This is a genomic window from Pantoea sp. MBD-2R (assembly GCF_039134845.1).
Lineage (GTDB): Bacteria > Pseudomonadota > Gammaproteobacteria > Enterobacterales > Enterobacteriaceae > Erwinia.
In genome coordinates, this window is the sequence record NZ_CP152417.1 from 4,441,576 (window position 1) to 4,468,093 (window position 26,518).

Here is a 26,518-nt window from a genome sequence, read left to right on the forward strand (position 1 = left end):
TCTGGTTTGCAAATAATTAACATAAATTCCACACTCTCGATCATCTGGTATGACCAGATTCCCTTAGCATGGCTTCAGGAGATGATTATGCTCTACCAAGGTGAGACCCTGACCTTGAACTGGCTGGACGATGGCATTGCGGAACTCGTTTTCGACGCGCCCGGCTCGGTCAACAAGCTGGATACCCGAACCGTCGCCAGTCTCGGTGAGGCGATTGCAGTGCTGGAGCAGCAACCATCGCTGAAAGCGCTGCTGCTGAGCTCCCGCAAACCTGCATTTATTGTCGGTGCTGATATCACAGAGTTTTTGTCACTGTTCGCGGCCCCTGCCGAAAAACTGACGCACTGGCTGGGCTTTGCAAACAGTATTTTTAACCGTCTTGAGGATTTACCGGTCCCCACGCTTTCCGCCATTCAGGGCTACGCACTGGGCGGCGGCTGCGAATGCGTGCTTGCTACGGATTTCCGCATTGCCACGCCGGATGCCCGCATTGGCCTGCCTGAAACCAAACTTGGCATTATGCCCGGTTTTGGCGGCTCTGTTCGCCTGCCGCGTCTGTTGGGTGCCGATAGCGCATTGGAAATCATCGCGGCGGGTAAAGATTTGGATGCGCAAAAAGCGCTGGCCGTAGGTCTGATCGATGCGGTCGTATCAGCCGATAAATTGCATAATGCGGCCATCGCCATTTTGCGTGAGGCAATTGCCGGTAAGCAGGCGTGGCGCGAACGTCGCCAGCCAAAGCTTGAACCGCTAAAACTGAGCAAAACAGAAGCCGCGATGTGTTTCACTATCGCCAAAGGCGTGGTGCTGCAAACGGCTGGAAAACATTATCCGGCACCGCTCAAGGCGGTAAATACGATCGCAGCCGCGGCGACAATGCATCGCGATGATGCACTGAAGCTGGAAACCGCGGCATTCGTGCCGCTGGCTCGTTCTGATGAAGCCCGTGCGCTGGTCGGCATTTTCCTTAACGATCAGGCAATTAAAGCCAAAGCCAAAAAACTGACGCGTGATGTGGAAACGCCAAAACAGGCTGCCGTTCTCGGCGCGGGTATTATGGGTGGCGGTATCGCCTATCAGTCAGCAAGTACAGGCGTGCCGGTGATCATGAAAGATATCAGCCCCGCCTCGCTGGAGCAGGGAATGAAAGAGGCCGCCAGGCTGCTGAACAAACAGCTTGAACGCGGAAAAATTGATGGAATAAAGCTGGCTGCCACTCTTGGCGCCATCCAGCCCACGCTGAGCTACGAGAGTTTTGACCGGGCCGATATCGTTATAGAAGCCGTGGTGGAAAATGCCAACGTGAAAGCCTCAGTGCTGGCTGAGACCGAACATCATCTGCAACCGGGCGCGATTCTGGCTTCCAATACGTCAACCATCCCAATTAGCCAGCTCGCTAAATCGCTGACGCATCCTGAAAACTTTTGTGGCATGCACTTCTTCAATCCGGTGCATCGGATGCCGCTGGTTGAAGTGGTTCGCGGCGAACAAACCTCAGACACGACGCTGGCAAAAGTGGTCGCCTGGGCCAGCAAAATGGGCAAAACGCCAATTATCGTCAACGACTGTCCGGGCTTCTTTGTTAACCGTGTGCTGTTCCCCTATTTTTCTGGCTTCAGCCTGCTGCTGAGGGATGGCGCGGATTTTCGACAAATCGATAACGTCATGGAAAAACGCTTTGGCTGGCCGATGGGTCCGGCCCGGCTGCTGGACGTGGTGGGTATGGATACTGCTCATCATGCTCAGAGCGTAATGGCCGAAGGCTTTCCGCAGCGCATGAAAAAAGAATACCGCGACGCCGTGGATGTGCTGTTCGACGCAAAACGCTTTGGGCAAAAAAACCAGCTCGGCTTTTACCGCTGGGAAACTGACAGCAAAGGCAAATCTTTGCCAAAAGCCGATCCGGTGGTCGATGAACTCTTGAAAAGCGTCTGCCAGCCGCAGCGCGAATTCCGTGATGAAGAGATCATTGCGCGCATGATGATCCCGATGATCAATGAAGTCGTGCGCTGCCTTGCAGAAAACATTATTGCATCACCCGCAGAAGCGGATATGGCACTGGTTTATGGATTAGGTTTTCCTCCTTTCCACGGTGGAGTATTCCGTTACCTGGACACGCTCGGTAACAGCCAGTTTGTGCATATGACAGAACCTTTCCAGTCGCTGGGCGCACTCTACCAGGTTCCTGCGTTGCTGGCTGCAAAAGCGCAGCATGATGAAAGCTGGTATCCACAGGCAGAACCGATCGGTGCTGCCATCCTGAAAACGGCGTGAGGGAAAGAAAATGGAAAGAGTTGTCATTGTTGATGCCGTTCGCACGCCAATGGGTCGCTCCAAAGGCGGCGCTTTTCGCCACGTTCGTGCGGAAGATCTTTCTGCGCATCTGATGCGTGCATTATTAAGCCGTAATCCGGCACTGCCGGAAGAAAGCCTTGACGATATTTACTGGGGCTGCGTCCAGCAAACGCTTGAGCAGGGATTCAACATTGCCCGTAATGCCGCTTTGTTGGCGGAAATTCCTCACCACGTTCCGGCCACCACCGTTAACCGTCTTTGCGGTTCGTCAATGCAGGCGCTGCACGACGCCGCACGTACCATTATGGTTGGCGATGCCGGCGCGTGTTTGATCGGCGGCGTTGAACACATGGGGCATGTACCCATGAATCACGGCGTGGATTTTCATCCTGGCTTAGGGAAAACCGTCGCCAGAGCAGCCGGCATGATGGGACTGACCGCAGAAATGCTGGCGCGCAAGTATCAGATTAGTCGGGAGATGCAGGACGAGTTTGCCGCTCGTTCGCACCAGCGAGCCTGGGCTGCAACTCTGGCCGGTCAGTTCACCAGCGAAATCGTACCGACCAGCGGCCATGATGCCGATGGCATACTTAAACGCTATGAGATAGATGAAGTAATCCGCGCGGAAACGTCAGTTTCTACACTTGCCGCCCTGCGGCCCGCTTTTGACCCGGTGAACGGTACGGTAACAGCGGGCAGTTCTTCGGCGCTGTCAGACGGCGCTGCGGCCATGTTGCTGATGAGCGAAACCCGCGCGCGTGAGCTGGGATTAAAGCCTCGAGCCTGGATTAAAGCCATGGCGGTGGTGGGCTGCGATCCTTCAACGATGGGGTTCGGCCCTGTTCCGGCGTCAAAACTGGCATTAAAGAAAGCCGGACTGGAGGTCAGTGATATTGACGTATTTGAATTTAACGAAGCTTTTGCTGCACAGGTTCTGCCCTGTATTCAGGAACTGGGCCTGATGGACGAGCTGGATAATAAAGTAAACCTGAACGGCGGCGCGATAGCGCTCGGCCACCCGCTGGGCTGCTCTGGCGCAAGGATCGCCACGACTTTATTAAATCTGATGGAGCGACGCGACAGCCAGTTTGGCCTGGCAACGATGTGCATTGGCCTGGGGCAGGGGATAGCGACAATATTGGAACGAGCCTGAGAGAAGTGTCCGAACACAAAGCGATAACTGGGGCAGCACTCTGCCCCAGTGATTGTCAGATGAAGGCAAAAGCATCGCCAAACATGTGATCTTCTTTCGCGCCACGCTCGGCACAGAAACGCTCGCGGGCGATTTTTGCCATCTCAAAGCGTCCGGCAATATAGATGTCGTGGTCACCCAGGCTGGCGTAATCATTCATGACGGCCGTCAATACCGTACCGTTGCGCCCTTCCCAACCCGGCTCCGGCTGCTCAACAACAGGAATAATTTTCAGGTTAGGATGCTTCACCGCCAGCGCTTCCAGCTCATCCATATCATAAAGGTGCTTCAGCTCGCGGCCGCCCCAATAGAGCGCAATATCGCGATCGGGCTGCTGTGACAGCGCGGTAAGCAGAATAGAGCGGGCATAGGAGAAGCCTGTTCCGCCCGCGATCAGTACCAGAGGACGATCGCTCTCTTCACGCAGCCACGCATCACCATGAGGAATATCCACGGTGATGGTACGCTGTTCCTGAATACGTTCCATTACCGCCATCGCATAGAGGTTCAGCTCCGAAGCCCCAATATGCAATTCGATAATGTCTTTTTCCATCGGCGTTGAGGCCAGCGAAAACGGGCGCTTGTCGCGCTCATCCATCACTACCATCAAATACTGACCGGCCCGGAAGCTGAAATCAGCTTCAGGCACCATGCGGACTCGGTAAACGGTATCGGTTATTGCCTCTACCGAGATCACTTTACAGCTTAACGTTGTCATGCGTTCCCTCTGTCGGGTCGGTTATTTGCCGGGCGCAGTTTTGCGCGTGGGCGTCTCACTGAAGATGCCTAGTTCATCCCAGATCGCATCGATCCGGGCCGTAACGGCAGGATCTTTACGAATCGGGCGGCCCCATTCACGGTGGGTTTCCCCCGGCCACTTATTGGTCGCATCCAGCCCCATTTTTGAACCCAGGCCAGAAACTGGCGACGCGAAGTCCAGATAATCGATCGGCGTGTTTTCCACCAGAACCGTGTCCCGGGCCGGATCCATTCGGGTGGTAATGGCCCAGATCACATCATTCCAGTCGCGCGCGTTAACGTCATCATCACAGACGATAACAAATTTGGTGTACATAAACTGCCGCAGAAAAGACCAGACGCCCATCATTACGCGTTTCGCGTGCCCGGCGTACTGTTTTTTTATGGTGACAACCGCAAGGCGATATGAACACCCTTCCGGCGGCAGATAAAAATCAACGATTTCCGGGAACTGTTTTTGCAGAATCGGGACAAAAACTTCGTTCAGCGCCACACCCAATACGGCAGGTTCGTCCGGCGGACGGCCCGTATAAGTTGAATGATAAATGGCATCGCGACGTTGCGTAATATGCGTCACGGTGAATACCGGGAAATTGTCTATTTCATTATAGTAACCGGTGTGGTCGCCATAGGGCCCTTCGGGCGCCATCTCGCCTGCCTCAATATAACCTTCAAGCACGATTTCGGCGCTGGCGGGAACTTCCAGATCGTTAGAAATACACTTTACGACTTCCGATTTCGTGCCGCGCAGCAGGCCAGCAAACGCGTATTCGGAAAGCGTATCAGGAACCGGCGTAACGGCACCAAGAATAGTCGCCGGGTCGGCACCAAGCGCAACAGAGACCGGGAAGCGTTCACCGGGATGCTGCTGTGTCCATTCCTGAAAATCCAGCGCGCCGCCGCGATGGGAAAGCCAGCGCATAATCAGCTTGTTCTTACCAATCACCTGCTGGCGATAGATACCCAGATTCTGCCGCTCTTTATGCGGGCCACGGGTGACGGTCAGGCCCCATGTGATGAGCGGCGCGGCATCTTCCGGCCAGCATTTCATCACCGGAATACGGGTCAGGTCGACCTCTTCCCCCTGCCAAACTTGTTGCTGACAGGGTGCATCCCGCAGGCGCTTCGTCGGCATATTTAATACCTGCTTCCACTGCGGCATCTTGTCGAAGAAGTCCCGGAATCCACGCGGCGGTTCGGGTTCTTTCAGGAAAGCAAGCAGCCGGCCTACGTCACGTAACGCGGTGACATCTTCCTGTCCCATGCCCAGTGCAACGCGGTCCGGCGTACCGAACAGATTGCACAGAACCGGCATGCTGTATCCCTTAGGATTTTCGAATAACAACGCCGGCCCGCCAGCCCGCAGGGTGCGGTCAGCGATTTCAGTCATTTCCAGATCGGGATCGATCTCTTGCGTAATGCGTTTTAATTCCCCGCGCTGCTCCAGCAGAGAAAGGAAGTCGCGTAAGTCGTGGTATTTCATGACTTCTCATCAATACGGTCAGTGAATCGGCCATTATAGGGAGGATTAAGGCATGTTGCTTAGTTTTTCGCGGCAGGATGCGGGACGCATCAGGAAAACAAAACAGATTCAGAAACGCATTCGGGAAGAAAGGCGCGATATCGATCCGATCATTACTACAGTAAATAAGCGCATCATCTTAATACTTCCTGTTACGGAAATGCATCATTAGCCCCTGACTGGCCCGCTTGTCGCTATAACTCTCCCGGCAATTTTGTTATTCTTAGCGCCCCTGTAATTGCAAAGTGACGTTATGGAATCCTGGTATTTACTTTATTGCAAACGTGGTCAGATGCTTCGCGCGAAAGAACACCTTGAGCGTCAGGCGGTGCATTGCCTCAGCCCCATGATTGCCTTAGAGAAATTGGTGCGCGGCAAGCGAACCCAGGTGAACGAACCGCTGTTTCCGAATTATCTGTTTATTGAATTCGATCCGGAAGCGATTCACACCACAACGATTAGCGCAACGCGCGGCGTCAGCCATTTCGTTCGCTTTGGCAGCCTGCCTGCTACTGTGCCGCAGGATGTGATCGTAGCGTTACAGACCCAACCCATTGAAACGCTGCCCGATCCCGAGCTTCCTCAGCCAGGCGACAGAGTATTGATCACCGCAGGCGCGTTTGAAGGGTTGAAAGCGATCTTTACCGAGCCGGATGGCGAAGCGCGCTCAATGCTGCTGCTGAATCTGCTGAATAAACAAATCGTTCGCAGTATGGACAACAAGCAATTTCAGAAGCTCTGACAGTTCCGCTTCGTCTGCTGGCATTGACCTTATCCAGCCTGATTAGCCAGGCGGAACAGCTCACGGGCGTTGCGGTCGCACTGCTGCCCTAATGCCGTCATCTCTTCACCGCGTAACACGGCTACCTGTTCAACAATGTGCGGTAAAAAGCATGGCTCGTTACGGCGCGTGGCCGGTCTGGGCCGCATATCACGCGGCAGCAGATAAGGCGCATCCGTTTCCAACAGCAAGCGGTTTTGTGGTATCAACGGCATCAGCTCACGCAGTTCTGTTCCGCGACGCTCATCGCATACCCAGCCTGTTATTCCAACGTAAAGCCCGGCCGCCAGGCAAGCTTCCAGTTCTGACCTGGTGCCGGTAAAGCAGTGTACGACCGCGCCGGGCAGTTTTGGCAGCCATGGCGTCAGGATGGCCATAAACCGTTCATGGGCATCGCGGCAATGAAGAAAGACCGGCAAATTCAGCTCAGCAGCCAGTTCAAGCTGTGCATTAAAGGCATAAGCCTGCTGCTCCGGTTCGCTGATGTTACGATTAAAGTCCAGGCCACACTCACCAATCGCCACCACTTCCGGGCTTGCAGCCAGTCGTTTCAGCGTTGATGCCGTTTCCCGGGACCATTCGCTGGCATGATGAGGATGGACGCCCGCGGTCGACCAGCAATAGCCGGGGCGACGCGCGGCCAGGCTGCGTGCCTGCTGGCTTTCCAGCGCGTTAGTGCCGGTAATCAGCAAGCCGGTCACGCCTGAGTCAATCGCACGTTTAACGACCTGGTCGCGATCTTTTGCGAACTGCGTGCTGGTCAGGTTAACCCCAATATCAAACATAGTGTTTTCCAAACAGTAACCGCCCTTTCGGGCGGTTATTTAAAAATCCAGGCAGAGCACAGATATCGCTATTCTGAGCCAGCATCTTCCGGTTCGTTGTCCTCACGACGTTTGCCGACGTAAAAGCGAGAGAAGTACATCCCCACTTCAAACAGGCAGTACATCGGGATTGCCAGAAGCGTCTGAGATAAGACGTCGGGTGGCGTCAGGAGCATGCCCACCACAAAAGCGCCTACCAACACATAGGGACGTTTCTTCTTCAGCTCTTCGGGTGTTGTCACACCGGTCCAGCACAGCAACACAATGGCAATCGGCACTTCAAAACAGACACCAAACGCCATAAACAACGCCATCACGAAATCAAGATAGTTGTTGATGTCAGTAGCGATCTGTACGCCCTGCGGTGCCGTCTTGGCAAAAAAGCCAAAGGCCAACGGAAAGACAACAAAGTAGGCGAAAGCCATCCCTACATAGAATAGGAATGAACTGGAAAAGAGCAGCGGCACCACCAGTCTGCGTTCATGACGGTACAGCGCAGGCGCAATAAAAGCCCACACCTGGTGAAGGATCACCGGCACGGCAAGGAACACCGAGACAATCATCGTCAGCTTAATGGGCGCGAAAAAGGGCGAGGCCACATCGGTCGCAATCATGCTGGCACCCGCAGGCATCTGTTTGATTAGCGGCGCTGAGACCAGCTGGTAGATGTCATTAGAGAAGTAAGCCAAACACAAAAAAATGGCGACGACAGCAATAATACAGTTCAGCAAACGCTTACGCAGTTCAATCAGATGACTGATAAGCGGTTGGGTATCTTCAACAGCCATGTTTAACGTTCATCGCTCGGTTGAGTAGTAGAAACAGGCGCTCGGCTGGACAGAACTGCCGCTTCGCCTCTCGTTGCCTCGTTCGCTTTAACCACAGCCGACGCCGCAGGTTTCTGAGCCGGCGCGCTGGCTGCCTCAGAGACATGTACCACCGGCTTGCTTGTAGCCTGCGGGCTCTGGTCTGACGCAGGAGTCGCTGCCTCAGGGGTCTGGGCCTGCTCAGAAGTTGTCGGCGCCTGCACAGGAGCACTGGCCTGATGGTCGGCCTCAGATGGCGTTACGCCTTCATGAGAGTCTTCAGGGTTTTTTACTATCGGATTATGAATGGTATTCGCTTCGTCATCGGCTTTCTCATGATCGCCCAGATAGGAGCGTTTCATCGATTCTGCCGACTGCCTGAGCTCTTCCATAGACGCTTTCAGCTCGGGAGAAAGGCTATTTTTGCTCGCCTCTTCCACTTTCTTCAGGCTGTCCTGCAGCTCCTGTAGCTTAAGTTCCTGAGCCAGTTCGTTTTGCACGTTACTGGCAAGCGCACGCAAAGCGCGGATCCAGCCGACTACGGTTCTTACCGCCACAGGTAAACGCTGAGGGCCCAGCACGACCAGTCCGATAACGAACACCAATATCAGTTCACTAAAGCCTATGTCGAACACGGTTTATACCTTGTCGTTCTTAACGTCTTCTTTTTTCGCTTCTGTCTGCTGTTTGTCCGCCACTCTGGCATTGAAATCAGCATCATTAGCATGATTTTTTTCTTTCTCGTCGTCATCGCTCATGGCCTTTTTAAAGCCTTTGATTGATGAGCCGAGGTCGGAACCCAGACCACGTAACTTATTGGTACCGAAGAGGAGAACAACGATTACGGCAATAATTAACAATTGCCAGATACTGATACCGCCCATGTTTTTGCCTCTGAATGTTAGTTGTAAGAGCACCGCAGTATATAACAGCTTAAACCACGCTGACGATGCTCAAGCCCTCGCCAGCGCCTGTTTACCTTTTATGACAATCAGCCCGTTTTTCGCCACCCGATCAGCCAGCCTACAATACCGCCAGCAATCATCGCCGCAGACAACAAATCCCATTCAGGTCTGGTCAACAAGATTGCCGTGCCGCTCAACAGCAGCGTGGCGCCAATACCAAACAGGTAACGCGACTGATGCTGCCGGACACGTTCGCCTTTCAGATCGTTAGCCAGCCTGTCGACACTGTGTTGCAGATGCTTGTGCTGCTTGAGACTGTCATAAAACAGCTCGGGCAGTTCCGGCAATTTCTCCGCCCAGTACGGCGCTTTTTCTTTCAGTGCACGCACGATAGCCGGAATACCAATCTGATCCTTAATCCAGTCTTCCAGGAACGGCTTAGCGGTTTTCCACAAATCCAGCTGCGGATAAAGCTGTCGTCCGACCCCTTCAACATACAGCAAGGTTTTCTGTAGCAAAACCAGCTGCGGCTGCACTTCCATATTGAAGCGACGAGCCGTATTGAAGAGATTCAGCAGCACATGACCAAAAGAGATCTCCGCCAGCGGTTTTTCGAAGATCGGTTCGCAAACGGTGCGAATCGCAAATTCAAAATCTTCGACGTTAGTATCCAGCGGCACCCAGCCTGAATCCACGTGCAGCTCGGCAACCTTACGATAGTCGCGGTTGAAGAAAGCAATAAAGTTTTCAGCAAGATAGCGCTTATCTTCTTTGTTCAGCGATCCCACAATACCGCAGTCGATACCGATATATTGCGGATCTTCCGGGTGGTCATAGCTGACGAAGATATTGCCGGGATGCATATCGGCATGGAAAAAGCTGTCGCGGAAGACCTGAGTGAAGAACACCTGCACGCCACGTTCAGCCAGCAGCTTCATGTTTACGCCATGCTGTTCCAGCTGAACAACGTCTGAAATGGGTATGCCGTAGATACGTTCCATGACCAGCATTGTTTCACTGCAATAGTCCGAGTAGATTTCCGGTACGTAAAGCATTTTGCTGCTGTCGAAATTGCGGCGCAGCTGAATGGCGTTCGCCGCTTCACGCAGCAGGTTCAGTTCATCAATCAGCGTTTTTTCATAATCGGCAACCACTTCCTGTGGACGCAGACGCCGCCCGTCAGGCAGCAAGCGAGGCACCCACCGCGCCATGCGATTAATCAGTTTCATATCCGCTTTGATGACCGGCAGGATATCCGGGCGGATAACCTTAATGACCACTTTTTTGCCCGTTTCTCTTAGCGTCGCGGTATGTACCTGCGCAATTGAGGCGGACGCCAACGGCGTGATCATAAAGTCGTCAAAGTGAGTTTCAACCGGGCAACCCAGCGACAGCTCAATTTGCTGTTTGGCCAGGACGCCATCAAACGGCGCGACTTTGTCCTGCAACATAGCCAGCTGATCGGCAATATGCGGCGGAAACAGATCGCGACGTGTGGACATCATCTGGCCAAATTTGATCCACACCGGGCCGAGCTGCTCCAGCGCCAGACGCAGACGTTCGCCCAGTGCCTGCGAAGTGTGCAGGTTTGGCATCCAGAACAGGCTCTTACGCCACAACCGCAACGGCAATGCCAGCCGGGTTTTAGGGATCAGTTCATCGAGACCGTAATTGAGGAAAATGCGGATAATAAAATAGAGACGACGTATTTCTCCGAGGGTCATTTGCCCTCCAGCTTGTTGAGGCGGGTTTCAAGTTCAGACAGCTCACGACAGGTCGCGTCCACTTCTTCAGCAAACCAGGCCAGTTCAAGGTTGCCGGGTGCCAGGCGCCACTCTTCCGTGAGCGCCTGGCTCAGATAGCTCTGCTTACGTTCAACATCACCGCGCACAAGCTGCAATCCCCGGCGGGCGAACTGGCTGATACCCTGAGCGGCAATATCGCCGATCCAGGGCGCGAGGTATTCAGCAGGATCGAGTTCAGCCAGATCGATCAGCGCAGAAAACTGCTGGACTACCTGCAAATCGCCTTCCACCTCCAGTTCACCGCTACGGATCAAGCTGGTCAGTTGCTGACGATCGCGTAGCTTGCGCAGCGTAGCTAAACGGGTTTTCACCGTACAATCCGGGGTATCGCTCCAGGTGCCCAACACGTCGACCTGTTTTTCGCTGAAGATAAACACCAGCGGCTGCTTTAGTTCAGACAGCTCAATCGCCAGGGTTTTACCATTCAGGCGCTGACGCGCCGCTTTCAGCCCGCGATCGCGATATAGAACCTGGTTGAGTGCTGTTTCCAGCCCCGCGGTTAACAGCGGCGTTAAAGTCATTCGCTATCCTGTTTAAAACTTGAATCCGCGGTGCAATGCGACGATGCCACCGGTAAGATTGTGATAGGTGGTGTTCTCGAAACCGACGTCATCCATCATCTGCTTAAGCGTATCCTGATCGGGATGCATGCGAATGGATTCAGCCAGGTAGCGATAACTTTCGGAATCTTTAGCAACCAGCTCGCCAATACGCGGCAGGATATGGAACGAGTAAGCGTCATAAGCTTTATTTAGCGGTTCCAGAAGCGGCCTGGAAAACTCCAGCACCAGCAGGCGTCCGCCTGGCTTCAGAACGCGGAACATTGAGGCCAGCGCCTTCTCTTTTTCGGTCACGTTACGCAGACCAAAAGCGATGGTGATACAGTCAAAATGATTGTCCGGGAACGGCAGCGCTTCAGCATTGGCCTGAACGTAGCTCACATTGCCAATAATGCCGTTATTGCGCAGCTTTTCGCGTCCGACTTTCAGCATAGAGCTGTTGATATCGGCCAGCACGACTTCACCGGTTTCACCAACGAGCCGGGAGAATTTAGCGGTGAGATCGCCGGTTCCGCCAGCCAGGTCCAGCACACGTTGTCCGCGACGTACGCCGCTGCAATCGATAGTAAAACGCTTCCAGATACGGTGGATGCCGAACGACATTAAATCGTTCATCAGGTCATACTTGGCCGCAACGGAATGGAAAACATCAGCGACCATCTCAGCCTTGTCGCTTTTCGCTACCGTACGAAAGCCGAAGTGGGTGGTGTCCTTTGATTCATCTGCCATTTGTTTTGCCTGCTCTGCAATCAATTATCTGCCAAGTGTATCAGAGTCCCGCAGGCCAGGCACTGCCTTGCGGGTTATTCGTTAACGCGCGCTGCGCTGTCATCTCTGTCTGAGCCAAAGAACGGCAAATCCTCGTTATCCTCAGAATCGGATGCTTCCGCTTCTTCCGGCATCGCCTGTTCAACCAGCCGGGGGTTAATCGGCCGCTTCACTTCCACCCCGAGCTGCCGGAAGCTTTCGGTCTGCGCAATCAGATTACCCCGCCCTTCCGCCAGCTTTTTCATTGCCTGGCGGTAGCTGTCCTGCGCTTTATCCAGGCTTTGCCCCATCGCCGACATATCATCGACAAACAGCCGCATTTTGTCGTACAGCTTTGCGGCTCGATCGGCAATGCGCTGAGCATGGCGGCTTTGATGCTCATAGCGCCAGAGATTGTTAATGGTTCGCAGTGCCACCAGCAGTGTGGTTGGGCTGACTAACATAATATTCTGGTTTAGCGCCTCGTTGATCAGCTCTGGCTGACGATCAATGGCGACCAAAAATGCGGGTTCGACGGGAATAAACATCAACACATAATCCAGCGAGCGTAAACCGGGCAATTGTTGATAATCTTTTCGGCTTAGCAGACGAAGATGGCCTCGCACTGCGGCAATGTGTTCGCTAACGGCGGCTTCCCGCGTCGCTTCATCTTCCGCATTGAAGTAGCGCTCGTAGGCTACCAACGTCATCTTGGCATCGATCACCACGTCTTTGCCCTGAGGCAGACGCACGATGACATCGGGCTGCATACGACCCTGTTGTTCCAGCTGAATATTGACCTGCGTTTCATATTCATGCCCTTCACGCAGGCCGGATGCTTCCAGTACGCGACTGAGAACAACTTCGCCCCAGTTACCCTGCATCTTGTTATCGCCCTTCAGCGCTTTGGTGAGGTTAATGGCCTCCTGCGCCATCTGCGCATTAAGCTGTTGCAGATTGCGGATTTCATGGGAAAGCGTATGCCGTTCACGTGCTTCCTGGCCGAAACCGTCCTGCACCTGCCGACGAAAACCGTCCAGCTGTTCACGCAGCGGTGCGATAAGTCCATGCAGGCTTTGACGATTTTGCTCATCAACGCGTCGGTTGCTGTTTTCAAAAATGCGGTTAGCAAGGTTTTCGAACTGCGTATTGAGCCGCTGCTCGCTGTTCACCAACAGACGCTGCTTCTCCTCCGCAGCCATCCGGGTCTCTTCAAGGCGGATAGTGACTTCTCGCAGCTCAGCTTCCTGGGCGCTGTTGATCTCCAGCTGATTACGGAGTTCACGCGTCAGCTGTTCCGTTTCGCTGCGCCAGTGGTCGAGGTGGTGAAGCTTTTCCTGCGCGGCTGAAAGCGCCCCATGCAGCTGTCGCAGCTCAAGCTCATTTTGCTTTTGTGACTGCTGCTCCGTGGCCAGCTGGTGGAGTAAGCGGTCTCGCTCCTGCTGGAGCTGTTCGGCCGACTGCATCAGCAGCTGGCGTGCCGTTTCCTGTCTGGCCAACTGCTGTTGGTTCATGAACCAGGCAATGATCCAGCCGGCCAGTAAACCCGCCAGACCAAGACAAACGCTGTAAGTGAGGGTCGCATCCACGCGGTTTCTCCTGCGCAATCTTAACTACGGCAAAAGGTAGAGGCGCACTGTATGAATGTCCAGACAAAAAGCAGGATGCAACGATGCGGAAAAGGATTTCATTGAAAACAGGAAGGCGTCTCGTAGAACTTAGACGACGGAGGCCGTGACACTTATCAGGCCTCCTTTGAGCGCAACCTGCAACAGACTGCGCTCGCTAAAACGTTTATATCAGACGGCGTGCGGCATCAACCACGATACGTACCGCATCGCTTTCGGTTTTCTTCATCGTCTCTGCATCCGGGATCTCTTTCTGAGTACGGTTAACGATGACGCCGGCCACCATACCGGCACGTAACCCCTGGCTGGCGCACATGGTCAGTAAGGTGGCAGATTCCATCTCATAATTCAGCACGCCCATTTGTTGCCACTCTTTCATGGAGTTTTGGAAACGACTGACTACACGTCCGGAGAAAGTGTCGTATCGCTCCTGTCCAGGATAAAAAGTGTCAGAAGAAGCGGTAATGCCGATATGCGTTGTCGCGCCAGCCTCTTTTGCGGCGGCAACCAGTGCGGTTGTGCAGGCAAAGTCAGCTACGGCGGGGAATTCCAGCGGCGCAAAGTGCAGGCTGGCACCATCAAGGCGGACGGAACCTGTCGTAATCAGCACATCACCGACACTAATTTCAGGCTGGATCGCCCCAGTCGTCCCCACGCGCAGGAATGTACGGATGCCAAGCTGCGCCAGTTCTTCAACAGCGATTGAGGTTGATGGGCCACCAATGCCGGTGGAGCAAACGATCACCGGTTTGCCTTCAATTTCAGCACGCCAGGTGGTGAATTCACGATGCGAGGCCAGATGAACGGCGTTGTCCATCAGCGCGGCAATTTTTTTCACCCTTTCCGGGTCGCCCGGCACAATGGCCAGTGTAGCGCCCTGTAAATCTGCTCGTGTTAAACCCAGGTGAAAAACGTCTGACTCTGCCATAGCAAGCTCCTGTACGGGAAAGGCGGCATATTAGAAACCGCTACATTAACGTAACGCAGCGCCAAATAGTGTGAGTAACTTCACCACAGATAATGAAAGTTACATTTTCTTAAAACGAATTAGTGACATACATCACATAAAAAGGCTTTTTTTGACTATTGTGCTTCAACCTGCCCTGTCAGAAAAGGCTGCCAATGGTAAAGATGAAGGGGGTAGCCAAAACGTAATCCTGGCTATAGTTAGCTGATTGCGCTAATGCATGCATGGAGAGGACAATGAAAACCGAAGAACATCCGACCCAAAAAACGCCTCACGACGGGTTTGCTCCCGCCGTATCGCCTGTCGCATCCACCACGCTTATTACCGACAGTGCCGATATTATTTCCGGAGAAACGTCTGTACCTACACAGGGCGAGAATATGCCCGCTTTCCACGCCAAACCTCGTCATGCCAGCGGCCCGTTACCGGTCATTTTGGTGGTACAGGAGATTTTTGGCGTACATGAACATATCCGTGATATTTGCCGCCGTCTGGCAGTAGAAGGATACCTGGCCGTTGCGCCAGAACTCTATTTCCGCCAGGGCGATCCGACTGACTACCATGATATTCCCACGCTGTTCAGCGAGCTGGTGAGTAAAGTGCCCGATACTCAGGTGCTTGCCGATTTGGATCATGTGGCAAACTGGGCATCACGTCACGGCGGTGACATGCGTAACATGGGCATTACCGGCTTCTGCTGGGGCGGACGCATCACCTGGCTTTATGCTGCACATAATCCGCAACTGAAAGCGGGTGTTGCCTGGTATGGCAAGCTGCTAGGGGATAAAACCATGCAGCAGCAGAAACATCCGGTCGATATCGCCGTCGATCTCAATGCGCCCGTGCTGGGATTATATGGCGGACTGGATGACAGCATTCCTCAGGAAAGCGTGGAAACCATGCGTCAGGCTCTGCGAGCGGCTAATTCAAATTCCGAAATCGTGGTCTATCCCAATGCCGGACACGCTTTTAATGCTGACTATCGTCCCAGCTACCATGAAGAGTCCGCCAAAGATGGCTGGCAACGCATGCTGATGTGGTTCAGGCAGTACGGTGTGAAGTAAGGAAAAAGGGGCGCCAGGCGCCCCAAAATCAGGCTTCGGTTTTACGCAGGTTCTGCGCGGCTTTTACCATGTTTGCCAGCGCCTGACGCGTTTCCGTCCAGCCACGCGTTTTCAGGCCGCAATCCGGATTAACCCAAAGACGCTCACGAGGAATGCGCTGCGCGGCTTTCAGCAGAAGTTCCTCAATATATTCCACGCTCGGCACATTCGGGGAATGAATGTCATACACGCCTGGCCCCATTTCGTTTGGATATTCGAACGCTTTAAACGACTCCAGCAGTTCCATATCAGAACGCGAGGTTTCAATGGTGATCACGTCGGCATCCAGCGCGGCGATTGAATCCATAATGTCGTTAAATTCGCAGTAACACATGTGAGTGTGGATCTGGGTTTCGTCACGAGCGACGGCAGCATTCAGGCGGAAGGCTTCTACACCCCATTTCAGGTAAGCAGCCCAGTCGGACTGACGCAGCGGCAGGCCTTCACGCAGCGCCGGTTCATCAATCTGGATGATGCCAATACCGGCTTTTTCCAGATCTTCGACTTCGTCACGCAGCGCCAGCGCGATTTGCTTAGCGATGGTTTCACGAGAAACGTCTTCGCGTGGGAAGGACCAGCACAGAATCGTTACCGGACCGGTTAGCATGCCTTTTACCGGCTTGTCCGTCAGTGACTGCGCATATTTAGCCCATTCAACGGTAATGGCTTCAGGACGGCTGACATCACCGATGATAACCGGCGGCTTCACGCAGCGTGAACCGTAGCTCTGTACCCAGCCGTTTTGAGTAAAGACAAAACCGTCCAGGTTTTCGCCGAAGTACTCCACCATGTCGTTACGCTCTGCTTCGCCATGAACCAGCACGTCCAGACCCAGACGCTCCTGCTCAACGATGGCCTGCTTGATATGTTCAGCAATGCCGGTCCGGTAATGGCTACCATCCAGACGCCCCTGTTTGAAGTCCAGACGCAGGCCGCGAATTTCAGTGGTTTGCGGGAATGAGCCGATAGTGGTGGTCGGCCATGCGGGCAGTTGGAAACGCTGACGCTGAACTTCAGCACGGACTTTATAGCTGCTGTCACGCTGGCTGTCTTGCGCGGTAATCGCAGCCAGACGTTTGCCGACGGCCGCGTTATGTACGCGGGTAGATGCGCGACGAGCACGGATTGGCGCACTCCAGGCTACAAGAGAGTGGGGATCGTTGTTGTTTAGCGCACGACTGAGCAGCGACAGCTCGGCACATTTTTGCAGGGCGAAGGCGAACCAGCTTTTAACTTCTTCATCCAGACGCGTTTCAGTGCTCAGATCAATCGGGCTATGTAGCAGCGAACAGGATGAACCAATCCACAGCTGTTGCCGCTTGCCGATCAGAGGTTGCAGGCGTTCGAACCAGCTGCTCAGATCGGCACGCCACACGTTACGGCCATTAATAACGCCCAGGGAGAGCAGCCAGTCAGCAGGAATGTTGCTGTTCAGTTCAGCGATATCATCTTTACCATGAACCAGATCGACGTGCAGTCCCTGCACCGGCAGCGCACGGATGGTATCCAGGTGCGTTCCCGCGCTTTCGAAATAGGTGGTTAGCAGCAGTTTGGTTTGTCCTTGCAGGGCGTCATAAGCCGGTTTGAAGGCGTTCAGCCATTCCTGCGGTAATTCCAGCACCAGCGCGGGCTCGTCGATTTGCACCCACTCGATATCGCGTTTCGCCAGCTCGGCCAACACCTGCTGATACACCGGCAGGATATCTTTCAACAGGCTCAGCCGGTCAAACTGTTCGCCTTTCACTTTGCCCAGCCACAGATAAGTGACCGGGCCAAGCAGGACAGGTTTCACTTTGTGGCCCAGCGCCAGCGCTTCGTCCACTTCTTCCAGAATCTGCGTCCAGCTCAGCCTGAACTGTCGGCCTTTGGTGAATTCCGGCACCATGTAGTGATAATTGGTGTTAAACCATTTGGTCATTTCAGCCGCAGCGGCTGGCTCACCGGTTGGCGCGCGGCCACGACCCAGACGAAATAAAGTATCCAGATCGACAGAACCGTCTTTGTTTTGATGGCGAGCCGGAACGTTACCCAGCAGCAGGCTGGTGGTCAGTACGTGATCGTACCAGGCGAAATCGCCAACCGGCAGCAAATCCACACCGGCCTGTTTCTGTTGTTCCCAGTGACGGGCGCGCAGTTCGCGGCCTACAGCCAGCAGCTCTTCCTGAGTGCTGTTACCTGCCCAGTAACTTTCCTGCGCTTTTTTCAATTCGCGACGCAGGCCGACACGTGGGAAGCCGAGCGTATGGTTAAGAATGGTCATCAGTTCTTTCCTCAGTTACCGCCCAATGTCGCTGCAATCGGGCTTTTAGACGTCCAGATGTTTACACATCTATATTCCGCAGGTACTGTAGTCACCACAAGCGCAATTTGTTCATTGTCGATGTGAAGGACTCTCATGATCGAACTCAAACACCTGCGGACGCTGCAAGCGCTGCGTCATACCGGTTCGCTGGCCGCCGCCGCCGCACAGCTTCACCAGACGCAATCGGCGTTATCTCACCAGTTCAGCGATTTGGAACAGCGTCTGGGCTTTCGTTTATTCGTGCGTAAAAGCCAGCCTCTGCGTTTTACCCCACAGGGCGAAATTCTGTTGCAGCTTGCCGAACAGATTTTGCCGCAAATTCAACATGCGCTGCAGGCCTGCCACGAACCGCATCAGACCACGCTGCGCATTGCTATTGAGTGCCACAGCTGCATTCAGTGGCTGACGCCAGCGCTGAATAATTTTCGCCAGAGCTGGCCTCAGGTGGTCATGGATTTCAAGTCTGGTGTAACCTTCGATCCTCAGCCCGCTTTGCAGCAGGGAGAGCTGGATGTCGTGCTTACCTCAGATATTTTGCCGCGCAGCGGGCTGTTCTATTCGCCCATGTTCGATTTTGAAGTGCGGCTGGTGCTGGCACCGGACCATCCGCTGGCAAACGTTGCCCATATTTCACCGGAAGATTTGGCTGGCGAAGTATTGATGATTTATCCGGTGCAGCGGCAGAGGCTGGATATCTGGCGCCATTTCCTTCAGCCTGCTGGCGTCAGCCCGGCCCTGAAAAGCGTGGACAATACGCTGCTGCTGATCCAGATGGTTTCTGCCGGGATGGGCATTGCCGCACTGCCGCACTGGGTGGTGGAAAGTTTTGAACATCAGGGACTGGTGGTCACTAAAACGCTGGGCGAAGGACTGTGGAGCCGCCTGTATGCGGCGGTGCGCGATGGCGAGCAGCGTCAGCCCGTCATTGAGGCTTTCATTCGTTCTGCCCGTCAGCACGCCTGTGAACATTTGCCTTTGGTCAGAGACGCTTCTGCGCCTGGCACACCGCTGCCCGCTTCGCTAACCCAAATCTGACCCTACCGCCAGCGTTTTGCTGGCGGTATTCCTGTATCCGAAGTCATTTGTCTCTATAATGCGCCATAATTCCCGTATTTCCTGATGAGATTTTTATGACTAATAACGACGTTTTGCGCAGCGTGCGCTACATGCTGAACCTGAGCGATGCTCAAATGGTTTCCGTTCTGGCGCTGGCAGAAACTATCGTCAGCGAAGCAGAAATGCAGCGCTTTTTGAAGAAGGATGACGAAGCCGGTTTCCAGGCCTGCCCGGATGTTATTATGGGTTACTTCCTGAACGGCCTGATTTATCAACGTCGTGGTAAGAGTGAAGACGCACCTGCACCGTCCATCGAACGCAAAATGACCAACAATATCATCATGAAAAAATTGCGTGTGGCGTTCGATTTGAAAACTACCGATATTCTCGACATTCTGAAACTTGCCGACTTTGCGGTAGGCCAGTCGGAAATCGGTGCTATTTTCCGCAAGCCTGGTCATAAAAATTACCGCGAGTGCGGCGATCAAATTCTACGAAATTTCCTGAAAGGCCTGACGTTAAAAATTCGTCCGTCCGCTGCTAAGCCAGCGTAATATAAAGGGCAGCTTTATGGCTGCCCTTTATTCATTGCGGGCCAGCGTAACAATTAACAGCATACTGACTTTCTAAATTATTCCCGATCATTCAAAATCCTTCCTTTTAATAGCATTGACATAATAAAACCACGACTTTACTCTCCTCCACGAAGTTACACTTCAACTTAATAAAAACTACCATGAAAAAGGAGATATCATGAGAGAGCTTAATACTATTGAGATTGCTGAAGTCAGTGGCGCAGGAAAAATTCAGGACAACGTAACGGATTTTTTCGGAACGGCATTCACTCATTTATATAACATTCTTACGCCGCTTGCTGGCCTGGGTTATACCGAAGAGCAAGCGACTACCGCCGGTAAAAACCTTGGTGAACGTATTGGCGGCGTGATTGAAACACAGCTTAATAAATTTATTACCGCACTCAGCTCATTAGTTAACTAAGTGTTCCAACCCTCAGGGCGCAATATGCTCCCTGAGGGAAAAGGCAATCTCTGTTTAACTCTTTTTTATTACCCAGTGGCGATGAACCCATAGCGAAGCAAATATCACCGCAGCACCAATAATAAAACTTGGCCAGTGTGGCTGCTGCTGCCAGATTGCCAGGTTAACCAACAGCCCCGCAGGCACGTGCATATTGTTCATAATACCCAGCGTACCCGCATCGACCTGCGTTGCGCCGTAGTTCCACATGAAATAGCCCAGTCCTGAAGCCACTACGCCAAGCCAGATGAGGATGCCCCACTGGAAGGTGGTCGTCGGCAGCTTGTTCGGATTCCCCCACAAAAACCAGGCAACAATCGCCACGCTGACCGCGCCAACGTAGAACCATGAAAATGCCGTGTGCTGCGGCATCGGGCGAGTCTCCTGTAGACGTTTGTACCCCACCATGCCAAGCGCAAAACAGAGGTTAGCCAACTGAACCAGCAGCAAACCAAACCAGAAATGATCGCTGACTTTGTCGTAACGGATAATTGCCGCGCCCGCGACCGCCAGTAGCGCACTGAGGACATAGCCAGGGCGAATGCCACGACCACTAATCAGATCGTAAATCAGCGTGACATACAGAGGCGTCATCACGGTAAACAGTAGCAGTTCCGACACGCTCAGATACAGATAAGCCTGGAAGCTGATCAGGTACATGATGCCCAGCTGCAATGCACCTACGCCCATGTACAACAGTAACGTAGAAGGCAGGTAGCCACGCCAGCGCAGGAAAGGAAGGAACGCCACGGCGGCCAGCGCTAAGCGAATTAACACCGAAAACCAACTGTCTACCTGTCCCGCCAGGTATTCGCCTATCAGGCTGAAGGAAAAAGCCCACAAGATTGTGGTGACAATCAATAACGTCACGATAAGAACTCTGCATTGAAATGGGAACCTAGTGTAGCGAACAAAAGCGAATAGCAGGGAAATATCTGGTTTACATTCGTACAAAAATAAATCAGATGAAGCGAGCCAGCACGCATAACTCGCTTATATTCAATAAAAATTTAACCTTTGCGCGGATCTTCACACTTCCCTGGCCTTATTTTCTCTACGCTTTTCGCTTTCATAAATCATACGGCATGGAAGCTGCGTTTTATTTCCCGCCACAGCGTCAACTAATAATATATTCTGCGCCATTGGAGGCACGCATGTTAAGTATTTTCAAACCTGTCGCGCATAAAAAACCTGTCGATGCGCTATACATCGATCCTCTTTATCGTCGATTACGCTGGCAAATATTTCTGGGAATATTTTTTGGCTATGCAGCCTATTATCTGGTGCGTAAAAATTTTGCTCTTGCTATTCCCTCTCTGGTTGAACAAGGTTTTTCGCGAGGCGACCTGGGGTTTGCCCTGTCGGGCATTTCAATTGCCTACGGCTTTTCAAAATTCATTATGGGGTCAGTTTCCGATCGCTCCAATCCACGCGTGTTTCTTCCTGCCGGACTGATTCTTGCCGCGGCGGTCATGCTGTTTATGGGATTTGTACCCTGGGCGACCTCCAGCATTATGGTGATGTTCGTCCTGCTATTTCTTTGCGGCTGGTTTCAGGGCATGGGCTGGCCACCCTGCGGCCGGACAATGGTTCACTGGTGGTCACAGAAAGAGCGCGGTAGCGTCGTATCTGTCTGGAACTGCGCGCACAACGTGGGCGGTGGTATTCCTCCGCTGCTGTTTCTGTTAGGTATGTACTGGTTTAACGACTGGAAAGCATCCTTTTATATGCCCGCTTTTGGCGCAATTATCGTGGCCGTCTTCGCGTTTGTCATGATGCGAGATACGCCTCAATCCTGCGGTCTGCCGCCCATCGAAGAGTATAAAAACGATTATCCGCCGGACTATGATGAAAAACAGGAAGAAGAGCTGACCGCAAAACAGATTTTCATGCAGTACGTGCTGCCAAACAAGCTGTTGTGGTACATCGCGCTGGCTAACGTTTTTGTTTACCTGCTGCGTTATGGCATTCTCGACTGGTCTCCCACCTATCTGAAAGAGGTGAAGCACTTTACGCTCGATAAATCGTCCTGGGCCTATTTTCTGTACGAATATGCCGGTATCCCTGGTACGCTACTTTGCGGCTGGATGTCTGATAAGGTGTTTAACGGCAACCGTGGCGCAACCGGCGTGTTCTTTATGACGCTGGTCACCATCGCCACCGTTGTTTACTGGCTGAATCCCGTGGGCAACCCGCAGGTCGATATCATTTGCATGATCGCCATTGGCTTTCTGATTTATGGGCCTGTGATGTTGATCGGCTTACATGCGCTGGAGCTTGCGCCGAAAAAGGCAGCGGGAACGGCGGCAGGCTTCACCGGTTTATTTGGTTATCTCGGTGGCTCGGTTGCCGCCAGCGCCATTGTTGGGTATACCGTGGATTTTTTTGGCTGGAACGGCGGCTTTATCATTATGGTCGGTGGCTGCGTGCTGGCAATCCTTCTGCTAATGATGACCATGCTGAGTGAAAACAAGCATAAACAACAGCTTGAAAAACTTCATAGTGGAGAATCGCAACGATGAAAACGCTGCTGGCGCTTCTGATAATGGCCTGCTCACTGTCCGTGCTGGCAGTCACCTCACCAAAAATCGTTATTGCCCATCGTGGCGCAAGCGGTTATTTACCCGAACATACGCTCCCCGCTAAAGCGATGGCTTATGCTCAGGGCGCCGATTACCTTGAGCAGGATTTGGTGATGACGAAGGATGATGAGCTGGTGGTTTTGCACGATCATTATCTCGATCGGGTGACGGATGTTGCCGAACGTTATCCCAACCGGGCCAGAAAAGATGGTCGCTTTTACGCGATCGATTTCACGCTGGCAGAGATAAAAGGCCTGAAATTTACCGAAGGTTTTACGCTGAAAGACGGTAAAAAAGAGCAGACTTTCCCGCAGCGCTTCCCAATGGGAAAATCTGATTTTCACGTGCACACGTTCAGCGAAGAGATCGAATTTATCCAGGGACTGAACCATTCGACCGGGAAAAACGTCGGTATTTATACGGAGATCAAAGCGCCGTGGTTTCACCGCCAGGAAGGAAAAGATATCTCGGCTAACGTGCTGGATGTGCTTAAACAGTACGGTTATACGAAAAAAAGCGACAACGTTTATCTGCAATGCTTTGACTACAACGAAGTGAAACGGATCAAAACGGAACTGGAACCGCAGCGTGGCATGGATGTGAAGCTGGTGCAGCTTATCACCACCAGCGATTCGAAAGAGACGCAGGAACAGCAAAACGGTAAGTGGGTAAATTACCGCTACGACTGGATGTTCAAACCCGGCGCGATGAAAACCATTGCACAGTATGCCGATGGCATCGGCCCGGATTATCATATGCTGATTGCCGAAGGCTCATTACGAGGTCATATCCAGCTGACCAATCTGGTGAATGAAGCGCATCAAAGCCATCTGCTTGTTCATCCGTATACCGTGCGGGCGGATCAGCTGCCAGACTGGGCAGGCAGTGTGGACGAACTCTATGACGTGCTCTACAACCAGGCGCAGGTCGACGGGTTATTTACTGATTTCCCCGACAAAGCCGTCCACTTTCTTCAACACTAATGCGGACAGCTTTCCCCCTGCCTGAACAGGGGGAAAGCCGGTCAGACGTTGTACAATTTGCGCAGGTAATTTGGCACTGCGTTATCGGCATTGGTGCCAATCACTTCCAGCTCGGGCAGAAAATCTTTCAGCCGCTGGTGTGAGTTGCTCATGATGCAGCCTTTTCCCGCCATGTTCAGCATCTCTTTATCATTCATCCCGTCACCGAAGGCGATACACTCTTTCAGCGAATAGCCCAACGATTTCGCCACGGCATCCAGCGCATGGCCTTTTGATACGCCACCGGCCATCACTTCCAGACAGGTTGGCAGCGAGAAGCTGACGTTCACGCGATCGCCCCAGCGGGCAATCAACGCTTCTTCCAGCGGGATCAACAGATCCGGATTGCCGCAGGTGAAGAACACCTTGCTGATGCCATCTGTCGGTAACGAACCCGGCTCATAGATCTGATAGTTAAAATCTGACTCGCGGAAAAAATCCATCTCTTCCGGGCGATGACGGTTCAGAAACCACTCTTCATCACGGTAAATATTGGTGTAGATATCCGGGTTGCTGTGATGCATGGCGAACAGCTCCAGCGCGATATCCTCTTCCAGATTATGACTGAAAACCAATTCTCCGGCAGTGTTATGCACGCGGGCACCGTTTGAGGTGATCATAAAGGCGTCAATGCCAAGGCTGTCTCGCATCTGCGCCACATCGATATAGTGACGGCCAGTGGCAAAGATAAAATGAACGCCTTTACGCGTTAACAGCTGTAGCGTTTCGCGAGCGAAAGGCGATAAACGGTGATCGGGAGATAACAGGGTGCCATCAAGATCGGAAGCAACAATAGGGTACATAAAACCTCTGGTTAATGGTTGTCGGGAGCCTTTGCTTCCCGCTGATGAGCCACATCTGAGTAAAATTACGGATGCCGGGCAAAAAAAGTCACGATGGCATCCAGCGCTTCGGCGCGCATACTGTCTTTTTCAAACAAGATCTCATGACGCGCGCCAGCAATAACATACGGCTTGCCGCCTTCGCAGTGATGGCCTGCGGCGGACATCGCCTGACAAAACAGATCGTGGGCGCGGTTATCCACGACTTTGTCTGCGCCAGCCTGCAACAGCAGCAGCGGCGTGACGATCTCTTTTGCTTTAGACAGAATATCTTGACCGGCCAGAATACCTTCCCGCACCCAATGATAAGTTGGGCCGCCGACGCGTAAACCCGGATCGTCGGCGTAAAAACGCAGATTGCGCCGGTAGCGTTCACGACTGTGGGTCAACTGATTGATACCAAACGACCGGGGTTGCCATCGCCCGGTGCCAATCGCATACCCATCGCGCAGCGTTGGCCGTTTTTCCGCCCAGTTAAGAATGCAGTTTGTCATCCACATTGGCATCGGCAGAAAGATACCGAACATGGGAGCAGCCAGCGCCACGGCGTCGAATGCTTTTGGCTGTCTTGCCAGCATCAGCGTCAGGATCGCCCCGCCCATCGAGTGGGCCAGCGCATAGCGATGACGATAGTGACGGCTGAGGATCTCTTTCAGATACAGCGTTTCTAAATCGTCGACATAATGCTCAAAAAGCTCAACGTGCCCACGGTGAGAGTCCTGCAACAGACGCTCCGAACGCCCCTGCCCGCGATGGTCGATAATGATGACGTCATAGCCACAGTGAAACAAATCGTAAGCGAGTTCAGGGTATTTCACATAGCTTTCTATCCGTCCTGGACAAAGCAAAATAACCCGATCGTGTTGCGCAGAGATGAAGCGGACATAGCGGATAGTCACGTTTTCAACGCCAGCAAATTCACCTTCTTCCCGACGTTGCCAGAAATCCAGCAGCGGGCCTGTAGCGAAAGCGGCAAACGCTTTTTCACGCGTTAGCCAGCTGGCGGCAAGGTTGTTCATCGGCCTCCCCTTTTCTGTCATCTGTTACGCCCCGATCGTACCGTAGCCTGAGCCTTAACAATGGCGTATTGTGTCATACTTCTGCGCTATCAGGGAGTATTACCCATGACCATCGAATGGTGGCTGGCCTATTTGTTGACGACCAGTATATTGAGTCTTTCACCCGGTTCCGGTGCGATTAACACCATGAGTACCGGCATCAGTCACGGCTATCGCGGCGCGGTGGCATCCATTGCAGGCCTGCAAGTCGGGCTGGCATCGCATATTGTACTGGTTGGCATCGGTCTTGGCGCACTGTTCTCACAGTCCGTGTTGGCGTTCGAAGTCTTGAAATGGGCAGGTGCGGCGTATCTGGTGTGGCTGGGTATTCAGCAATGGCGGTCGGCGGGCGCTATCGATCTGCAAGCCGTCGCGAAAGCGATGCCACGCCGTAAGCTGTTCAAACGTGCCGTACTGGTCAATCTGACCAACCCAAAAAGCATTGTCTTTCTGGCGGCGCTGTTCCCGCAGTTTATTATTCCGCATCAGCCGCAGGCGATGCAGTACCTGGTGCTGGGCGTAACAACGGTGGTAGTAGATATCATCGTAATGATTGGTTACGCCACGCTGGCAAAGCACATCGCCGCCTGGATTAAAGGGCCAAAACAGATGAAGCTGCTCAATCGCCTCTTTGGCGGGATGTTTATGGCAGTTGGTGCGTTGCTGGCCTGCGCCAGGCGGATTGCCTGAGAGAACAAAACGCGCTGAACGCGCCTTCAGATAA

Annotated in this window: 25 protein-coding genes; 10 read left to right on the forward strand and 15 right to left on the reverse strand. The window is 53.2% G+C overall.

From position 1 onward, the window contains the following. Positions 1-87 precede the first annotated feature (87 nt). Together fadB and fadA are read left to right on the forward strand one after the other, a co-directional pair. Complete coding sequence (fadB, locus tag AAGQ96_RS20445) at positions 88-2,274, forward strand: fatty acid oxidation complex subunit alpha FadB (RefSeq protein ID WP_342754439.1); 2,187 nt, start codon at positions 88-90, stop codon at positions 2,272-2,274. Positions 2,275-2,284: 10 nt separating this feature from the next. Further along, positions 2,285-3,448 (forward strand): acetyl-CoA C-acyltransferase FadA, encoded by a 1,164-nt coding sequence (gene fadA / locus AAGQ96_RS20450; protein WP_342754440.1) that lies wholly within the window; start codon positions 2,285-2,287, stop codon positions 3,446-3,448. 55 nt (positions 3,449-3,503) lie between these two features. On the opposite strand, the gene fre is transcribed toward fadA, so the two are convergent. After that, complete coding sequence (gene fre, locus AAGQ96_RS20455; protein ID WP_147200235.1) at positions 3,504-4,205, reverse strand: NAD(P)H-flavin reductase; 702 nt, start codon at positions 4,203-4,205, stop codon at positions 3,504-3,506. A 21-nt stretch (positions 4,206-4,226) separates the two neighbouring features. Next, a complete protein-coding gene (ubiD, locus tag AAGQ96_RS20460) occupies positions 4,227-5,729 on the reverse strand; it encodes a 4-hydroxy-3-polyprenylbenzoate decarboxylase (RefSeq protein WP_147200236.1) in 1,503 nt (500 codons plus the stop codon). A gap of 292 nt (positions 5,730-6,021) precedes the next feature. Here ubiD and rfaH point away from each other — a divergent pair, with 292 nt between their 5' ends. Then, positions 6,022-6,510 (forward strand): transcription/translation regulatory transformer protein RfaH, encoded by a 489-nt coding sequence (rfaH, locus tag AAGQ96_RS20465; protein ID WP_147200237.1) that lies wholly within the window; start codon positions 6,022-6,024, stop codon positions 6,508-6,510. Between the two features lie 29 nt (positions 6,511-6,539). On the opposite strand, the gene tatD is transcribed toward rfaH, so the two are convergent. From tatD to udp, 9 genes are all read right to left on the reverse strand, one after another. Beyond that, positions 6,540-7,334, reverse strand: coding sequence for a 3'-5' ssDNA/RNA exonuclease TatD (tatD, locus tag AAGQ96_RS20470; protein ID WP_147200238.1), 795 nt, complete (start codon positions 7,332-7,334; stop codon positions 6,540-6,542). 68 nt (positions 7,335-7,402) lie between these two features. Further along, positions 7,403-8,161, reverse strand: a complete 759-nt coding sequence (gene tatC / locus AAGQ96_RS20475) for a Sec-independent protein translocase subunit TatC (protein ID WP_147200239.1) — start codon at positions 8,159-8,161, stop codon at positions 7,403-7,405. A gap of 2 nt (positions 8,162-8,163) precedes the next feature. Continuing rightward, positions 8,164-8,814, reverse strand: coding sequence for a Sec-independent protein translocase protein TatB (tatB, locus tag AAGQ96_RS20480; protein ID WP_342754441.1), 651 nt, complete (start codon positions 8,812-8,814; stop codon positions 8,164-8,166). Positions 8,815-8,817: 3 nt separating this feature from the next. After that, positions 8,818-9,063 carry a Sec-independent protein translocase subunit TatA gene (gene tatA / locus AAGQ96_RS20485; RefSeq protein WP_147200241.1) on the reverse strand — a complete coding sequence of 82 codons (246 nt, stop codon included), beginning with the start codon at positions 9,061-9,063 and terminating at the stop codon, positions 8,818-8,820. Between the two features lie 107 nt (positions 9,064-9,170). Next, on the reverse strand, positions 9,171-10,808 hold the full coding sequence (gene ubiB, locus AAGQ96_RS20490) for a ubiquinone biosynthesis regulatory protein kinase UbiB (protein WP_147200242.1): 1,638 nt from the start codon (positions 10,806-10,808) through the stop codon (positions 9,171-9,173). Then, a complete protein-coding gene (locus AAGQ96_RS20495; protein ID WP_147200243.1) occupies positions 10,805-11,410 on the reverse strand; it encodes an SCP2 domain-containing protein in 606 nt (201 codons plus the stop codon). Before AAGQ96_RS20495 ends, ubiB begins: the two co-directional genes overlap by 4 nt. A gap of 12 nt (positions 11,411-11,422) precedes the next feature. Beyond that, positions 11,423-12,178, reverse strand: coding sequence for a bifunctional demethylmenaquinone methyltransferase/2-methoxy-6-polyprenyl-1,4-benzoquinol methylase UbiE (gene ubiE, locus AAGQ96_RS20500; protein ID WP_147200244.1), 756 nt, complete (start codon positions 12,176-12,178; stop codon positions 11,423-11,425). 74 nt (positions 12,179-12,252) lie between these two features. Then, a complete protein-coding gene (gene rmuC, locus AAGQ96_RS20505) occupies positions 12,253-13,710 on the reverse strand; it encodes a DNA recombination protein RmuC (protein ID WP_147200699.1) in 1,458 nt (485 codons plus the stop codon). Between the two features lie 280 nt (positions 13,711-13,990). Then, complete coding sequence (gene udp / locus AAGQ96_RS20510; protein WP_147200245.1) at positions 13,991-14,752, reverse strand: uridine phosphorylase; 762 nt, start codon at positions 14,750-14,752, stop codon at positions 13,991-13,993. A 275-nt stretch (positions 14,753-15,027) separates the two neighbouring features. Here udp and AAGQ96_RS20515 point away from each other — a divergent pair, with 275 nt between their 5' ends. Continuing rightward, positions 15,028-15,855: a dienelactone hydrolase family protein gene (locus AAGQ96_RS20515; protein ID WP_147200246.1), complete on the forward strand. Its 828-nt coding sequence runs from the start codon at positions 15,028-15,030 to the stop codon at positions 15,853-15,855. A gap of 28 nt (positions 15,856-15,883) precedes the next feature. Here the strand turns inward: AAGQ96_RS20515 and metE are convergent, their stop codons facing one another. Beyond that, positions 15,884-18,154 (reverse strand): 5-methyltetrahydropteroyltriglutamate--homocysteine S-methyltransferase, encoded by a 2,271-nt coding sequence (metE, locus tag AAGQ96_RS20520; RefSeq protein ID WP_342754442.1) that lies wholly within the window; start codon positions 18,152-18,154, stop codon positions 15,884-15,886. A gap of 135 nt (positions 18,155-18,289) precedes the next feature. On the opposite strand from metE, the gene metR reads away from it, so the two are divergent. The 3 genes from metR to AAGQ96_RS20535 all read left to right on the forward strand — a co-directional run bounded on the left by metR (position 18,290) and on the right by AAGQ96_RS20535 (position 20,251). Beyond that, positions 18,290-19,231, forward strand: coding sequence for an HTH-type transcriptional regulator MetR (metR, locus tag AAGQ96_RS20525; protein ID WP_147200248.1), 942 nt, complete (start codon positions 18,290-18,292; stop codon positions 19,229-19,231). A gap of 95 nt (positions 19,232-19,326) precedes the next feature. Continuing rightward, positions 19,327-19,806 carry a DUF1456 family protein gene (locus tag AAGQ96_RS20530; protein ID WP_147200249.1) on the forward strand — a complete coding sequence of 160 codons (480 nt, stop codon included), beginning with the start codon at positions 19,327-19,329 and terminating at the stop codon, positions 19,804-19,806. A 199-nt stretch (positions 19,807-20,005) separates the two neighbouring features. Further along, a complete protein-coding gene (locus tag AAGQ96_RS20535; RefSeq protein WP_342754443.1) occupies positions 20,006-20,251 on the forward strand; it encodes a hypothetical protein in 246 nt (81 codons plus the stop codon). Between the two features lie 54 nt (positions 20,252-20,305). Here AAGQ96_RS20535 and AAGQ96_RS20540 read toward each other — a convergent pair whose 3' ends face one another. Beyond that, complete coding sequence (locus AAGQ96_RS20540) at positions 20,306-21,160, reverse strand: carboxylate/amino acid/amine transporter (protein ID WP_342754444.1); 855 nt, start codon at positions 21,158-21,160, stop codon at positions 20,306-20,308. A gap of 284 nt (positions 21,161-21,444) precedes the next feature. On the opposite strand from AAGQ96_RS20540, the gene glpT reads away from it, so the two are divergent. Both glpT and glpQ read left to right on the forward strand, forming a co-directional pair. After that, positions 21,445-22,812 (forward strand): glycerol-3-phosphate transporter, encoded by a 1,368-nt coding sequence (gene glpT / locus AAGQ96_RS20545; RefSeq protein ID WP_147200252.1) that lies wholly within the window; start codon positions 21,445-21,447, stop codon positions 22,810-22,812. Continuing rightward, positions 22,809-23,855, forward strand: coding sequence for a glycerophosphodiester phosphodiesterase (glpQ, locus tag AAGQ96_RS20550; protein ID WP_342754445.1), 1,047 nt, complete (start codon positions 22,809-22,811; stop codon positions 23,853-23,855). The genes glpT and glpQ overlap by 4 nt, the downstream gene beginning before the upstream one ends. Before the next feature lie 41 nt (positions 23,856-23,896). Here the strand turns inward: glpQ and yigL are convergent, their stop codons facing one another. Together yigL and pldB are read right to left on the reverse strand one after the other, a co-directional pair. Next, positions 23,897-24,697: a sugar/pyridoxal phosphate phosphatase YigL gene (yigL, locus tag AAGQ96_RS20555; RefSeq protein ID WP_147200254.1), complete on the reverse strand. Its 801-nt coding sequence runs from the start codon at positions 24,695-24,697 to the stop codon at positions 23,897-23,899. 65 nt (positions 24,698-24,762) lie between these two features. Further along, on the reverse strand, positions 24,763-25,755 hold the full coding sequence (pldB, locus tag AAGQ96_RS20560) for a lysophospholipase L2 (protein WP_342754446.1): 993 nt from the start codon (positions 25,753-25,755) through the stop codon (positions 24,763-24,765). A 105-nt stretch (positions 25,756-25,860) separates the two neighbouring features. On the opposite strand from pldB, the gene rhtB reads away from it, so the two are divergent. Then, the gene (gene rhtB / locus AAGQ96_RS20565) at positions 25,861-26,484 is read left to right on the forward strand and encodes a homoserine/homoserine lactone efflux protein (RefSeq protein ID WP_147200256.1); all 624 of its coding nucleotides are present in this window, start codon (positions 25,861-25,863) and stop codon (positions 26,482-26,484) included. The last annotated feature ends 34 nt before the right edge of the window (positions 26,485-26,518 follow it).

What these genes read in the sequence shown, in the direction of transcription:
- AAGQ96_RS20495 (WP_147200243.1), bottom strand. Translation starts at nt 11,410, where the DNA reads ATGACTTTAACGCCGCTGTTAACCGCGGGGCTGGAAACAGCACTCAAC.
- metR (WP_147200248.1), top strand. Translation starts at nt 18,290, where the DNA reads ATGATCGAACTCAAACACCTGCGGACGCTGCAAGCGCTGCGTCATACC.
- fre (WP_147200235.1), bottom strand. Translation starts at nt 4,205, where the DNA reads ATGACAACGTTAAGCTGTAAAGTGATCTCGGTAGAGGCAATAACCGAT.
- udp (WP_147200245.1), bottom strand. Translation starts at nt 14,752, where the DNA reads ATGGCAGAGTCAGACGTTTTTCACCTGGGTTTAACACGAGCAGATTTA.
- ubiB (WP_147200242.1), bottom strand. Translation starts at nt 10,808, where the DNA reads ATGACCCTCGGAGAAATACGTCGTCTCTATTTTATTATCCGCATTTTC.
- rmuC (WP_147200699.1), bottom strand. Translation starts at nt 13,710, where the DNA reads ATGAACCAACAGCAGTTGGCCAGACAGGAAACGGCACGCCAGCTGCTG.
- fadB (WP_342754439.1), top strand. Translation starts at nt 88, where the DNA reads ATGCTCTACCAAGGTGAGACCCTGACCTTGAACTGGCTGGACGATGGC.
- tatA (WP_147200241.1), bottom strand. Translation starts at nt 9,063, where the DNA reads ATGGGCGGTATCAGTATCTGGCAATTGTTAATTATTGCCGTAATCGTT.
- yigL (WP_147200254.1), bottom strand. Translation starts at nt 24,697, where the DNA reads ATGTACCCTATTGTTGCTTCCGATCTTGATGGCACCCTGTTATCTCCC.
- ubiD (WP_147200236.1), bottom strand. Translation starts at nt 5,729, where the DNA reads ATGAAATACCACGACTTACGCGACTTCCTTTCTCTGCTGGAGCAGCGC.
- fadA (WP_342754440.1), top strand. Translation starts at nt 2,285, where the DNA reads ATGGAAAGAGTTGTCATTGTTGATGCCGTTCGCACGCCAATGGGTCGC.
- glpQ (WP_342754445.1), top strand. Translation starts at nt 22,809, where the DNA reads ATGAAAACGCTGCTGGCGCTTCTGATAATGGCCTGCTCACTGTCCGTG.
- AAGQ96_RS20515 (WP_147200246.1), top strand. Translation starts at nt 15,028, where the DNA reads ATGAAAACCGAAGAACATCCGACCCAAAAAACGCCTCACGACGGGTTT.
- AAGQ96_RS20530 (WP_147200249.1), top strand. Translation starts at nt 19,327, where the DNA reads ATGACTAATAACGACGTTTTGCGCAGCGTGCGCTACATGCTGAACCTG.
- metE (WP_342754442.1), bottom strand. Translation starts at nt 18,154, where the DNA reads ATGACCATTCTTAACCATACGCTCGGCTTCCCACGTGTCGGCCTGCGT.
- rfaH (WP_147200237.1), top strand. Translation starts at nt 6,022, where the DNA reads ATGGAATCCTGGTATTTACTTTATTGCAAACGTGGTCAGATGCTTCGC.
- tatC (WP_147200239.1), bottom strand. Translation starts at nt 8,161, where the DNA reads ATGGCTGTTGAAGATACCCAACCGCTTATCAGTCATCTGATTGAACTG.
- AAGQ96_RS20535 (WP_342754443.1), top strand. Translation starts at nt 20,006, where the DNA reads ATGAGAGAGCTTAATACTATTGAGATTGCTGAAGTCAGTGGCGCAGGA.
- pldB (WP_342754446.1), bottom strand. Translation starts at nt 25,755, where the DNA reads ATGAACAACCTTGCCGCCAGCTGGCTAACGCGTGAAAAAGCGTTTGCC.
- tatD (WP_147200238.1), bottom strand. Translation starts at nt 7,334, where the DNA reads ATGTTTGATATTGGGGTTAACCTGACCAGCACGCAGTTCGCAAAAGAT.
- rhtB (WP_147200256.1), top strand. Translation starts at nt 25,861, where the DNA reads ATGACCATCGAATGGTGGCTGGCCTATTTGTTGACGACCAGTATATTG.
- glpT (WP_147200252.1), top strand. Translation starts at nt 21,445, where the DNA reads ATGTTAAGTATTTTCAAACCTGTCGCGCATAAAAAACCTGTCGATGCG.
- ubiE (WP_147200244.1), bottom strand. Translation starts at nt 12,178, where the DNA reads ATGGCAGATGAATCAAAGGACACCACCCACTTCGGCTTTCGTACGGTA.